This window comes from Brakhagea baltica, assembly GCF_052161605.1.
Lineage (GTDB): Bacteria > Planctomycetota > Planctomycetia > Pirellulales > Pirellulaceae > JBKCUI01.
On the sequence record NZ_CP197409.1, the window covers coordinates 1546860 to 1560258 of the forward strand.

Genomic DNA, 13399 nt, shown 5'->3' on the forward strand with positions numbered 1-13399 from the left:
CCGATCATTTCCCAAAAGCGATTTTGCTTGCTCCGCTACCGTAAGTCCATAGTACCGTGGGTTGTCTGCCGGATATGACAATTTGTAAAGTTCCATTATAGCCTCCCACTAATGATATATTTTTTGAGGGACTTAAGGGCTGCGGCAACGTCAGTTGAATTATTTATGCGATCCGCAATCTTTCGGAGGTTATCAGCCGAGTGAGTGCCTTTATGCCCCGGCTTAGCCCAAAACCCATTTTGTTTACCATCCAAATCAATACCCGCTTTGCGGAGTTTTTCCCGGGCCTTTGCTAAATCATCTAGTAATTCCTGAGTTCTTTTTCCTCTTGCAATTTTCCACCCCGGATTTGGAACGATATGCGCCGCTTGGTATCCTCGACTTGTAATTCGGTTTCGTTTTGCTACGTTTCCACCAGCTAGGGATACGCCAAGATTGTAGCTGTGAATCCCTGCATTATGCACCAGTACCCCAAGTTCACTGACTTGGTAGATGTGGTGCCCATGCACTTCGAGATTATAAACGCTCTCGCCTGTACCGAGAAGACGAGTCGATGAAATCTCTATCGGACCAGCTTCGGTCCAGAGATGCTCACCAACCTCTAAATCACCCAGCTCTACCCAATCCTGACGCTCGATCGACCAAATCGGGTGCTGCGGAGTCCCCGTAAGCGTCTCACCACCAACGAATTCGATCTCCACCAACTCAGCTACCTGCCGAGTTACAATCCGTGCCGTAACCACTTGTCCCGTCCCGCTTGCAATCGGAGGACAGGGCTCAATGGACGTTACCTTGGCAAGTCCCGATGCTTCGAGTTCCGTGAATTCGACGTACGTCAGCCCTCCGGGAACCGCTCCCTGCTGTTCCCAGTACTCGGCAGGCCGAATCATCTCGACATCGATCCAGCTCCCATCCTCCTTCTGCAACGAGAAGCGAGCTAGGGACGCTCAATCGATGGATGCCACCAAATTGTTCCGCCCTATGCCTCTTGAATAACTCTCGCGCATGCTTGGAGTATTTTTAAGCGATGCTTGCTTGGACGGAAGGCTTTATGGCTTTGACGGGAAATAGCCACACGAGCAAACGGTTTAATGGAAGAATCGATTTTTCCTTCATCAATAAGTTGTCCCAAGCAAATAGCGATCACGCTCACATCTAAAACTCCAGGATCGTACTCCTTTCCAAGAAAAGCCTTCTTGGGACTCTTGACGGACTGAATGATTGCGTCGTCGGTGGTGAGCATTTCGTTGTACTCCGCAGAACGCTCATACATCACTGCATCAAAGAATTCTGACACTTTCGCCTTGGGATTCTCGCTGCGCCAGTCTCGAAACGAGTAGTAAGCCTCCCAGCCCTCATCGCTACCGAACGGAGCGTCTTCGTCTACACAGTCCCAAAAGAAATCCTCTTTCATCAACGCGCTAGATCGCCTGCTCCGTTGCTTCGGTTCATTGAACGGGTCGTGCTCTTCGTCATCTATTGTCATAAACGTAGCTCTCAAAGTTGTCGAGAAAAAGCGCGACTATTTCCGTTTTGCACCATTCCTCTGGCACATTCATATCAAATTTTCTGAAAAACATGCCCAACGTATCAACAAGATGTTTTACGCCACTGGCAGTTCGTCTTTTTGGGATTCTATCCGAGGCAGAATAGGGCAATATCAATCTAAATTCGGCTTCAGTTCGGCGAGCATCGTAGTCTGTGAATCGAACAATTCCTTTGTCTATCTTCGCTGAGGCGTCAATGTAAAAACAAAGCTTGCAGACATTAGAATATTCTTTAGAAAACTTCTCGGATGGGAGCATTTTACGAGAAATTCTACGTTGCAGTTGCGACAAAAACCTACCGCTGAAGTGATACGACGCTCCGGGCTCAAAATAAAATTGACTAAAATCTACAGCTAGCTTTCTCATGGTCTGTAGCTCTTCTTGTTGCCATGGGGGATCGCATTTTTGCCAACTTTACCTGCTGCCACATTTTCAGCGACGCGTTTTGCAATTTGGGCGTTCTCCGCAACTTTTGCCACACGCGTACTGCTGTTCTTTAGGGAAAACCCGAAGAAGTGAGCTCCTTTTTCTCGTTTCTACGACTCAAATTCTGGAAGTATTTCACCGCTATTCAATCAAAGAATCCAAAGCGCTAAAGCGAGCAATCCATCCTTCCTCAGTAAATAACTCTCCCGCTAAACCATCGCTTATCTCATTAAGATCGATTAGTTCGTCACCATCTTCCTTAGACGTCAATAGAAAATCCTGGCTTCCCTCGAAAAACGCGAGGAAATTGTGGATGGTAGAGTCAATCATCTCCGTTGCGTATTTCTCAATCAACAATCGAGTGTTTTCGGGAATCAATGAAAGCTCTCGATGCAATTCTTTCGATTCATCAGACTTCATCTGTCCACGAAGTGACTTAAGTGCGACAGCAACCGAAATATCACGAACCTCGTGAACGAGTGATTCCCCAAATTTATCCAATATCTTCTTCATGGTTTGTGATTCTCAACTAATTCCAAGGAATCCTTGTGGGCACTCTCGTTCCCATCGATCTTAAGTTCCAGAGGGCCTGCGCTACAAGCGAGCGAGCTTCTGCTCGAGTCGCACCTCCAGCAATCAACGCACGTACGGCAATGCGGGTATGTGCTTTCAGTGAATTTGCTGCTTTACTTTTTGCTAATCTAGTGAATAGTTCGCGCTGTTTAGCCGTCATCTTGACGTGCTTCCAACCTCGTTTCACCATTTCGGTAGCGGAGATTGACAACGCATTCCATAAATTATAGCCTGCGGCACCCTCGAAGCCCTTTTTCGAGTAGATGTGGTGACCCTTGACCTTTTTATATTCGCCAATCCCTGCATTATGCACCAGTACCCCAAGTTCGGTGACTTGGTAGATGTGGTGCCCATGCACTTCCAGATTATAAACGCTCTCGCCTGTGCTGAGGAGACGAGTCGATGAAATCTCTATCGGACCAGCTTCGGTCCAGAGATGTTCACCGACCTCTAGCTCACCCAGCTCCACCCAATCCTGACGCTCGATCGACCAAATCGGGTGCTGCGGAGTACCAGCAAGCGTCTCACCACCAACGAATTCGATCTCCACCAACTCAGCTACTTGCCGAGTGACAATCCGTGCCGTAACCACTTGTCCCGTCCCGCTTGCAATGGGAGGACACGGCTCAATGGACGTTACCTTGGCAAGTCCCGATGCTTCGAGTTCCGGGAATTCCACGTACGTCAGCTCTCCGGGAACCGCTCCTTGCTGTTCCCAGTACTCGGCAGGCCGAATCATCTCGACATCGATCCAGCTCCCATCCTCCTTCTGCAACGAGAAGCGAGCTAGGGACCAAGTCGCCGAATCAGGCTCCGAAAATTCACCATCGTATTCCCACGGACGAGGATTCTCCCCCGCCACACGAGAACCGATCGCGACCGTTTCGATCGATTGCTTGTCAATCGTCCCTGCAAGGAGTGCTACCTCGGTAAACTTCGTTGGATCGGAATCGCGGAAGGGTGACGAAGCAAGGTTGGCGTGAGCGCTACCCACCGAAGCGTCCACTGTCGCCGACACCCAGACCTTGGTACCTGCAACGAAACAACCGGTGCCGGTGACCTTGCACTTGACCCATTTCCCAGCAGCCAAAATGTCATCGGCTTTGTTGATGAGAAACTTCGCCGCTTTGCCTCCCTTGCCGATCGCATCTCCCACGACCGGGATCATAGAGGTGAACGACAAGGCTGCGTCGGCATAGTTCCCGCGGGCCAAGTGAATCACGCCGTTGATCCCGTCAGCGATCTCACCAACCACGGGGATGAACCCGACCACATCGAGAGCTACTTGCACACCATCGAGGATGTCGCTGGCGCTCATGTTCGAGATCGTATCGATCATGCTCCCTAGGGTGCCGGGCCAATTGACCATCGCCCCCAAGACATCGCCAACACCACTGACCAAGCCTCCTACAAAGGAGCCTGCCATGGCAAAGCCACTCCACCCCGTAGCTTCACTGGGTTGCTTTACTGGCCCAAGCCCCCGCATCCTCGATCCAGCCCGCTGCGGTGTTGAACAACTCGCTCACCTGATCGCCTGCCCAAGCGTACACATCTAGTACGGTATCGACGGCATCCCAGAACGTTTCGGCGGCCGAGAGGGCGGCCCAAGTCGAAAGCCCCAGCGAATTCAATCCCTGAACGGAATCGATGCCGAGGTCGGGGATGCCAACATCAGGAACCGATGCGTGCGGCAGGTCAGGGGATTCCCCTGTGGGCAACGTATAACCTGCGGACCAGCGTTGTTTCCCATCACCGAATGGCCCGCCCCCTCCAGAGCTGGGAGGATTCGCAGGTGTCGAGGAGGAGGATGGATAAGACCAACTCGAACCATCCGAGCTGCCTGAACTCCATCCACTGGCATGTGTTCCGCCGGTACTATAGCTGCCACCTGACCCTGAACCAGAACCCGACCCAGAACCAGAGCCACTTCCCGACCCGCCTCCATAGTACCAAGGTTCTCCCCAGGCTACGTTATAGTTGACGGCGAACGAGCTGCTCCAATGGTGCGAACCCCCCGAGACTCCGTTTTGATCAGTGCTCCCATCGTGGTGTTCTTCCCAAGACGAATTGCTCCAGGTTGTCCACAGGTCGCTTGCCTCGGTGCTCGTGGAGGAGGAGCCGGTATTGAAGCTCGTGTAGTTAGTGCTCGTGTATTGATTATTCCAGGAGTAGGTATCATCGTTGGCCGTCTCGACCAAGTGCTCACTGCTAGCCGAGTTTGCCCCAGATTTGGTCCATGTGAAGCCACTAGCTGATTGGACTTCAATATAGTTTTCCGTGAAGGCAGCACTCGAACGGTTTTCCTCGACAAATGACCCATTGCCGTAGTTGGACGACTGGTTGTTGTGCCCAGACTCGGTGACCACGGCGGAGGCTCGCGAAAATCCATTCGAGTGGTTTGTCGGGTGATCGTACTCGCCTGCTCTCGAGCTTGGACACCGAATGTCCAAGGGCAAGTTTAATTGCAAGTCGCCGCCTTCGGTTTCTACCTTAGGATGTGTTGCTTGGTCTGACTCACTCGTTCTAGTGGTCTAAAAACTTCGCAGGAGAATGTGGTTTCAATTCGAGGAGGCCGTCCCTAGGAAAATCATGCGATACGCAAGTTTCGCACGACGAATCTTCCTCACTAAGCGACTGCCTAGCTATTAAATAAGACTTCTCTGTAAAACAGAGAATTTGAGAGTTGCAGACGAATTTGCGAGGTCCGGTCGCGGAAATGCGATTTTGGGGCGAAATGAGATCGCTCTCTGTTTGGCGATCGACGGGTCTAGAAACTCCAAAACCCTTGGAAAACAAAGAAAAAAGCCGAGGGGATTAATCTTCGGCTTCTCTGTTAAAACGTGCCCTCGGAAATTCCGAGGATTTGAAAGGCTCCGCATTCCGAACTTGAACAGCCTACTAGTCGTCTGGGCAGGAATCGGCAAAATCGCTATAAATAGGGAATGCGGCAGGTGTTCCTAGGGCCGCGATGGTTTTCTTTCGGCCGAACTGACGAGGGATTGTTTTCTGTTTAGTTCAGGTCGCTGTTGGTCGGAGCTTTTAGCGAGCAATGTTCGCGTTTGGTTCGACTGGTTTTTTGATACCAAACAGGGAGGCGGTTTCGGTGAGGACTTTCATGCACGGATTTTTTGGTTTGATATTTCCCTTTGCGATTTTGATCGCGTTTGGCTCCTGGGGTTTCTCTCAGCAAAATCAGCAAGGCGGGCGGTCGACTCCTGCCACCGCGACAAGTGCGTCGACCAGCACTGACTTGGTAACCGATGGAACAGCGTTGCCTAACAACGCGAACTCCCAAGCAGCTTTGATGCGATTGCTGGAGTCCTTGGAATTGTATCACCCCGCGAAGCAGTTAAAGGGAACTATCGTACTGGATGGTTCCACGACTATGATGCAATTAGGCAAGGCGTGGGCAGATCGGTTTCGTCAATTTCACAAGGACGTTGTATTGACGCGTGGGGTAGATGGCACCAACGCAGGATTAACCGAATTGGCCAAGGATCCGACCAGAATCGTTGGAATTAGTCGCCCATTGACAGACGCGGAAGTGGCGATGCTCAAGAGTGGAAAGTGCGTTGATCCTATCAGTATCGTAGTCGCATTGGACCCTCTCGCGTTATACGTACATGAGTCCAATCCTATCAAAGGAGTCACCCCCGAGGAATTCGAAGCCATGCTTCGCGCCCCTGGACAGGCGGGGCCTCACATTGCCAAGTGGTCGGATCTCGGACTCAATGGTGAATTCCAGGACAAACCCGTGCGTTTTCATTGTCGCAGCGACATTAGCGGAACCAAGTCCTTCATCAAAAACGTCATTCTTCGGGGAGACACTTTGACCAAGGAAGCAGGCAGCCACGAATCGAACGGAGCGGTTTGCGAATCGATTGCTAAGGATCCTTACGGCATGGGGCTTTCGGGATTCGGTTGCATTAAGCCTGGCATTCGGGCTGTACCATTGATTTTGAACGGCGTCGTCGTGCCAGCCAACGAGCAGAGCTTTCTGATGGGGCAGTATCCTCTGGTGCGTCCCTTAGTGATCGTTTTTGATCGAGCGGAAATGAAAAATGATGGCGGCCTCAGAGAAGAAATTCTGAGATACATCCTCAGCCGCGAGGGACAACTGGAAGCTATCCGAGAGGGGTTCTTTCCACTGGATCCTTCCTTTGTGCGGCAAGAATTAGACATCATCTGCGGTCCTCGCGTCCGATAAATTCACCATGTCTCATCTAAATCAAGGGTCTTTCATCATGACGAACAAGACGTGGACGCTACTCATCGGCCTTATGCTTGGATTCACCCCTGCGGCAGATATTTTCGGACAAAACTCGTGGCTGGGCGATCTCTCATCGGCGATTCCTCGCGTTAACCCGGCTGCCCCAACCGCCGCTGGAGGTGTCTGGAGCCCCAACGCTATACCGAGCAATGGAAGCCTCGGGATGGGGACAACCGGGATTCGGCAAGATTGGCGAATCGGTGTTGTAATCGAGAATCGAGACGTCGGTGCGGTCGTTACCCAAGTTCAGCCGGGTAGCGCCGCCCAGCAAGCGGGCATATCCGCCGGTGATGTCATTGTCGGAGCAGGCCCAAACCGGATAGGATTTGTCGATGGCCGAGTGGTAGACTTAGCCGAGGTGGCGAGATCTTTTGCGGACAACTTTGGTCGGATTTCACTGGTCGTTCTCGACAATCGCACGCGACAGCTCCGAAACGTTTCCGTCAACATGATGTCCAATGCGACTTCACTTTCCGGCAATTTGGTCCTGCAAGACAACGGCTTCCTGCCTGCGGACGCTGTTGCAATTATCGAATTGCGAAATGTGACTCGTCCTTTCTTTCAAGTTCAGGGTGGGCAGGCGATGTTCAATGTCAGCCGACAAGGTCCGTTTGCTTACTCGCTCAACATCGATCCTCGATTCCTGGACCCATTGGATCAATATGAGTTGCGAGCTTCGATATCCTCACGAGGCCAGATGCTCTACTCCACTCAATCTACCCTATTGAGATCAACCGACTTGAATCGTCGATGGGACATTCTTCTGCAACCATCGAATTTCTCGACCGCGACAGCGGGCGGGGTTGTTAGCGCGGCTTACCCCAGTTTTGGGTCATCCAACCCGAACATAGTCCAAGAGCTACAATCCCTGCTCGGTCGCCAACCGATGGCGAATGAGATTACTGCATGGGATTCGTTTTTGCAGAGCGGCAACACGCTGCAAAGCATGAGGCAAAGAATCCTGGCAAACCCTCAGTTGCGATCTAATTTCGGAAATGATGCGATGTATGTCCAACACATCTTTACCAATGTAATGGGCAGAAATCCTAGCCAGACCGAGCTCAGTTTCTGGCTCACGAGACTCAGGGCGACGAATTCCCCGGACGTGGTAATCAACGAGATGTCCCGACAGTAAGGTCAGGAACTCAAGGTTGCTGGATAGATTATCCGAACGGATAGTCTCTTTCGGATAGTTGCTGAGAAAGTAATTTCGTGACTGCAAGTCGATTTCCATTTGAGTTAGTTCATAAAGACCCGAGCACCCATGCTCGTCGCGGACGGCTAGCACTAACGCATGGTGTGGTTGAGACCCCTGCGTTTATGCCAGTTGGGACGCAAGGGACAGTCAAAGGGCTCACCATTGGACAGGTGCGCGAGACAGGGGCTGACATGATCCTTGGCAACACCTATCACTTGGCGTTGCGCCCGACAAGCGAGTTGATTGCAGAGATGGGAGGTCTCCATCAGTTTATCGGCTGGGATAAACCAATTCTGACGGACAGCGGCGGCTTTCAGATATTCTCATTGGGGGATTTGAACAAGGTAACCGAAAACGGTGCTACCTTTAAGTCGCATTTGAACGGTGCAACGATTCGTTTAAAGCCCGAAGATTCCATTCGCATTCAGCAGGAATTAGGTAGCGATGTTGCAATGGTGCTTGACCATGTCATCGCGTTGCCGGCGGAGCGGGAAGCGGTGCTCGATGCGATGGATCGCAGCATACGGTGGGCGGAGCGATGCAAGTCTGCCTCGACGAGACCCGATCAAGCCTTGTTTGCTATTGTACAAGGAGGCCTGGACCTAGAACTGAGGACTCGCTGTGCGGAGGCGCTCATCGCGATTGGATTTGACGGCTATGCCATTGGGGGGCTCAGTGTAGGGGAACCGCCGCCCGAGATGTATCGAGTACTCGATGGCACGTGCCCGGTACTACCTGAAGATCAGCCTCGATACTTAATGGGGGTCGGAACCCCTATCGACTTGGTAGAGGGGATTGCCCGAGGAGTCGACATGTTTGACTGTGTCATGCCTACCAGGAACGGTCGAAACGCCTTGGCCTTTACGCCTGATGGTCACATAAAAATACGCAACAGTCGGCACCAACGAGATCCAGCACCGATTGACTCGACCTGCCCGTGCGTCGCATGTAAGCATTCGCGATCGTATCTGCGGCATCTTTTTATGGCCAAAGAGATGCTTGGCCCCATTTTGCTTTCGATCCACAACGTCACGTTCTATCAAAGGCTCATGGCAGAGGCAAGGCAAGCCATCGAGGCAGGCCGTTATGCTGAATTTCTCGAGGAAAAGCGGAGCAGATTTCAGTCTGGGAACTCGTGATCTGGGCAGAAAGATCGTTTCGAGTTTTAGGTTTTCCGTTAGGCCACTGGCAGTTGAAAAAACTACCGAATTATCTTTGGGCTGCTAAATTGCCTCCTCGCCTTGCGGAAATCCCGCTGGCGCGTACGGCGGATCGTTCGGTTTCAAGCTAGCGAGCCAAGTCCGGCTAGTTGGGGCTGGAAACGTAACGCCCTCTAACCTCTTTTCGATTTGGGAGGAGCAGCAAACAACCGCTTGGCCAGGTGAACCGATCCGATGGAAATCCCCTCACCTGTCAGATTGGCGATTCGTAAGAACAGTGCGAACAGCAAAGCGACCGGGGGAGTCAAGATCGGGGCCAACAGCCACGCCACAACAAGTTCGCGAGCGACGGCACCACCCGGGAGCATAGAAAAGAAACCAGCAACTGCACCTAAGCAAACAGCGGACACCGCAGTGCCCCAAATTTGGAAAGAAAGCATATCGGGAGAATCATTCAAGCCAAGAATGATGAGCCAGCCCACGGTTCCTTGGATCAGCCATCCGGCTGCCATGCCCGCGCAGACGCGCAGCATGAATCTCCAGGTGAACGTAGAACTGAGAGATTTGGGGATCTTCCCAATCTTGCTTTTCGCCAATGCAAAAAGGATTAGTCGGAAAAAATAGGGTGAGAGAACGATTGCGGCTCCAGGTGCGGCGAGCAGCATCGACCACTTTATCCAGTTGGGAACATCGATCAAGAAAAGAAATAAGACGCCGAGAATTGCGGCCGTGCCAACGCCGGTAAGAGTCTCGACAAAGACGCTTAGAATCGCAGGCTTGATCGACACCCCGTAGGGTTGAAGCTTGCCGACTCTAAGCACTAGGACCATGGCTTTGCCAGGAACATACTTGCCAGCATGCCCAAGGTAGTAGGCGTCCAGCGCGGGGAGCATTGGGAAGGATTGTCCAAAGGCTTTTAAGACTGCTAACCAAGTTATAGCGCCGGGGATCAGGGCTAAAACCGTTGCGAAAACGCCAGCGATCAGAAACGGATAGCGAATGGGAATGGAGGACAACAGTGGCTCTTGGTCGCGCAGTTCGCCGACGACCCTATAGATGGTGACGCAGAGGAACAGCAGCACTAGGCTTGCGATGACAATCTTGATGATTCGCATCGTAGTGGGGGATTGCAAGCGTGCTAGAAACCAAGGTAGCAAACCGGTCGCTGCAAGGCTGTCAGAAGACTTGGCTTCGCCGGAGGAAGCCGGTTGATTGTTTGAGCTGCTCTGATTCAAAGGGTGGTGATTTCGATGGAGATTGGTGCTTGCTGTAGTCGTGTTAGACGTCATCCTATAGAATTCTGTGTTTGATCACCATACCCACTGGCCTGTAACAGGGAATCAGTGGATAGCCCGGCTCTTCGAATGCTTGTTTTCCTGTAACTCTTTTTTCGCTCAGCATCCCGTCCCAATATGACGCGTTATATATCCTTTGCAGTCCTGCTCGCCATCATCATTGTTATCGGTTCTTTGTTCTACCGCGTGATGATCGGTTTTTTCGTGCCCGTATTTTTGGCTGCCGTATTGGTTGTTGTGTTCCGTCCACTTCATCGATGGGTTTTGTCGCGAGTGGGGGAACGGGACCATCTGGCGTCAGGTATCACGACCGGCTTGATTGTGTTGATCGTGCTTTTGCCGGCTGGCTTGGTGTTGTCCTTGGCCGCAGTCCAGGCTGTACGATTTGTTAGCAACGTCAACTGGAGCAATATCGAGTATGGTCTAAACAAACTGCGAGGAAATGATTGGATCAATCTCGAATATCCGCACGTTGAAGAAATGCGGGCTATACAAGAAAAGATTTCTGAAATTCAGACCCTGGCCACCAGTCAAACCAGTTTGGAATCGCTCATCGATGAAAAGGCAAAGTTTCAGAGCGATTTAAAAGAGATCAAGCGCCTTATCGACACAGAGCTCACACCTCATCTAGCAGAAATTCCATCTGCTGACGCGTCCCGAAAAATTCTAAAGGCAAAGTCCGGTAAGAAAAAAGGCAAGCAAACAGAGGTGGGGAAAGATCTCAGCGCTAGCCCATCAGCTTTGCGAGCGGAGTTAAAAGAGTTTTTTGAACGACAAACTCAACAGATTAAAGAGAAGCTGAAAGAGCGAGATGACATCATCGAGGCTAACGCAGAGAGCGATTCGGACATAGATGAAGTGCCCACAGGAATAGCCGACGTTACATCAGACCTGCTTTCACAATCGCCGGAAATGATCAATGGTTTGTCGGGGGCAGAAATGATGATATTGGACTCCGTTCGTCGCAATTACATCCAACAGAGCGTTGAGTGGCACGAATCCAGGTCGGTTTTATTTGCTGCCCTAGATGCTCTCGAATCGAAGAACATACGAGAGCTGGATATTGTGCAAATTCAGCGATCAGTATTGTCGGCTACCAACGCATGGAACCAAGCACGAGAGACTGTTTTGGGAGGCCCAATCGTTGCGGTCTTAAAGGAGATTGCCAATCCGTCCGAAGAGCAGATCCGCTCGCTCACTGGCTCTTTTGTAGAGTACATCAGTCCCAGGATCGTCTCCATTACAGGTGATTCGGCAGTTTTTCTCGTTCGCCTAATCATTGGTTCTTCGATCCTGTTAGTTGCTCTCTACTTTTTCTTCTGCGATGGGCCGTCCATGATGCGAACGATTATGGAACTGAGTCCATTAGATGACAAATACGAGTTTGAATTGTTAGCCGAGTTTGATCGGGTGTCGCGCGCGATCGTATTGGCGACGTTGCTGTCAGCCTTGGCACAAGGTGTAACGGCTGGGCTTGCTTATTACGTAGTCGGTCTGGATTCCCTGGTTCTGCTCACGGCGGTAACCGCAACATGTGCACTGATACCGTTCGTTGGTCCTGCTATTGTTTGGGTTCCCGTATGCATCTACTTGGCGGCATACCAGGAGAACTACTACGCGGCGATCGGCGTTGCGGTGTGGGGCTTTTTAGTGGTGGGGAGCGTTGACAATCTGGTCAAGATTCTCATCTTGCACGGGCAGAGTCAACTCCACCCCTTGTTGGCATTGCTTAGTGTTCTCGGAGGGATTCAGACTTTGGGGCCAGTGGGAATTTTGGTTGGCCCCATGGTTGTCGTACTTCTTCAAACCTTGTTAGGTATTCTGCGACATGAGCTGACCCGGTTCAACAAATGGGATGCCGAAGCTGGCGGGGAGGGGGCAGCAAGCCCATTGAGTGAAAAGTTTCGCAAGTTAAAGCTTCGTGGGGGTGAATCTCCTGCGATGGAGGGAGTAGGGGGCTTAGATGAGGTTACTGACCTTGCCCATAAAAAGGATGTAGATAGCAAGTAGCAATGCCCCTTCAAAATGAGACACCTTTTTATCTTGCGTGATCAAGTAAAAGAATATGGTCACACCGACGTAGAATGGGAGCGAAAAGAGGATTAGCTCGCTCGGGACCGTTACGTTTCCAACAGCCGCTGCAACTCCCGGAACAACTAACGCATTGAAGATACAAGAACCCAACACGTTCCCCACTGCCAGATGCGCCTTTCCTAGTCGTGCAGCGGTAACGCTTACGATACATTCCGGCAGCGTTGTTCCCAGAGCGAGCAGGGTCATCGATACGATGGCTTTGTTAATTCCGAGGTAATCCGCGATCTCAGCAACGGAATCGATCGTTTTTTCGGCACTGAAGTAGATCAAGGCCCCCGTCGCGACCATGATGAGAAAGGGCTTAAGGAATCCTTTGGATTTCGTAGCAGGTACCAAGGACTCGGTTTCCTCGGAGGCTTCTTTGCTGTTGAGCAGATAAAAGAGATACAGGCCGTATGCGACCAGTCCAACAACTGCCTCGCCAAAAGTAATCACACCGTCATACATGATGGTCACAGTGATGATAGCCGCGCCGATCAAGAAGTTCAGGTCGATATAAATGTACTGAGATCCCAGATCGATACGCCTAGAAGAAAAAAGTGACGTGAGCCCCATGACCAAGAGCAGATTGGAGAGGGAGGAACCGAGCAGATTGCCGGGGACGATCTCTGAGTTTCCACCACGCACTGCTACGACAGCGGCCACCAATTCGGGCAGCGAAGTGCCAACGGAGACGATGACTACTCCGATCACAAAGGATGATAGGCCGAGAAGCTCACCGATGGTCTCTGCTGCTTGTGTAAAGTGTTTTGCTGCCCAAAGCAGAATCATAATAGAAACAGCAAAAACGAGGATGGCGACTCCTATCGACATTCGCAAGACTCCTGATGCAGCGT

12 protein-coding genes are annotated in these 13399 nt (G+C 51.4%); 4 read left to right on the forward strand and 8 right to left on the reverse strand.

Annotated elements, in window-relative coordinates:
* Positions 1 to 95 precede the first annotated feature (95 nt).
* The 6 genes from SH449x_RS06065 to SH449x_RS06090 form a co-directional block, all read right to left on the reverse strand.
* The gene (locus tag SH449x_RS06065; RefSeq protein ID WP_482380429.1) at positions 96 to 890 is read right to left on the reverse strand and encodes a polymorphic toxin-type HINT domain-containing protein; all 795 of its coding nucleotides are present in this window, start codon (positions 888 to 890) and stop codon (positions 96 to 98) included.
* An 89-nt stretch (positions 891 to 979) separates the two neighbouring features.
* Positions 980 to 1486, reverse strand: a complete 507-nt coding sequence (locus tag SH449x_RS06070) for a molybdate metabolism regulator (protein WP_482380430.1) — start codon at positions 1484 to 1486, stop codon at positions 980 to 982.
* Positions 1473 to 1913, reverse strand: a complete 441-nt coding sequence (locus tag SH449x_RS06075; RefSeq protein ID WP_482380431.1) for a hypothetical protein — start codon at positions 1911 to 1913, stop codon at positions 1473 to 1475. The genes SH449x_RS06070 and SH449x_RS06075 overlap by 14 nt, the downstream gene beginning before the upstream one ends.
* Before the next feature lie 201 nt (positions 1914 to 2114).
* Entirely contained in the window at positions 2115 to 2486 is a 372-nt protein-coding gene (locus SH449x_RS06080; protein WP_482380432.1) for a hypothetical protein, read from the reverse strand.
* A gap of 16 nt (positions 2487 to 2502) precedes the next feature.
* Positions 2503 to 3972 carry a polymorphic toxin-type HINT domain-containing protein gene (locus SH449x_RS06085; protein ID WP_482380433.1) on the reverse strand — a complete coding sequence of 490 codons (1470 nt, stop codon included), beginning with the start codon at positions 3970 to 3972 and terminating at the stop codon, positions 2503 to 2505.
* Positions 3973 to 3997: 25 nt separating this feature from the next.
* Positions 3998 to 4912 carry a hypothetical protein gene (locus tag SH449x_RS06090; protein WP_482380434.1) on the reverse strand — a complete coding sequence of 305 codons (915 nt, stop codon included), beginning with the start codon at positions 4910 to 4912 and terminating at the stop codon, positions 3998 to 4000.
* A gap of 749 nt (positions 4913 to 5661) precedes the next feature.
* Here SH449x_RS06090 and SH449x_RS06095 point away from each other — a divergent pair.
* The 3 genes from SH449x_RS06095 (at position 5662) to tgt (ending at position 9153) form a co-directional block, all read left to right on the forward strand.
* Entirely contained in the window at positions 5662 to 6753 is a 1092-nt protein-coding gene (locus tag SH449x_RS06095; protein WP_482380435.1) for a PstS family phosphate ABC transporter substrate-binding protein, read from the forward strand.
* Positions 6754 to 6790: 37 nt separating this feature from the next.
* A complete protein-coding gene (locus SH449x_RS06100) occupies positions 6791 to 7951 on the forward strand; it encodes a DUF4214 domain-containing protein (RefSeq protein ID WP_482380436.1) in 1161 nt (386 codons plus the stop codon).
* Between the two features lie 77 nt (positions 7952 to 8028).
* Positions 8029 to 9153, forward strand: coding sequence for a tRNA guanosine(34) transglycosylase Tgt (tgt, locus tag SH449x_RS06105; RefSeq protein WP_482380437.1), 1125 nt, complete (start codon positions 8029 to 8031; stop codon positions 9151 to 9153).
* Between the two features lie 194 nt (positions 9154 to 9347).
* On the opposite strand, the gene SH449x_RS06110 is transcribed toward tgt, so the two are convergent.
* Complete coding sequence (locus tag SH449x_RS06110; protein WP_482380438.1) at positions 9348 to 10409, reverse strand: lysylphosphatidylglycerol synthase domain-containing protein; 1062 nt, start codon at positions 10407 to 10409, stop codon at positions 9348 to 9350.
* Positions 10410 to 10586: 177 nt separating this feature from the next.
* Here SH449x_RS06110 and SH449x_RS06115 point away from each other — a divergent pair, with 177 nt between their 5' ends.
* Entirely contained in the window at positions 10587 to 12479 is a 1893-nt protein-coding gene (locus tag SH449x_RS06115; RefSeq protein WP_482380439.1) for an AI-2E family transporter, read from the forward strand.
* Here the strand turns inward: SH449x_RS06115 and SH449x_RS06120 are convergent.
* Entirely contained in the window at positions 12429 to 13376 is a 948-nt protein-coding gene (locus SH449x_RS06120) for a sodium:calcium antiporter (RefSeq protein ID WP_482380440.1), read from the reverse strand. The genes SH449x_RS06115 and SH449x_RS06120 overlap by 51 nt on opposite strands.
* Between the last annotated feature and the right edge of the window lie 23 nt (positions 13377 to 13399).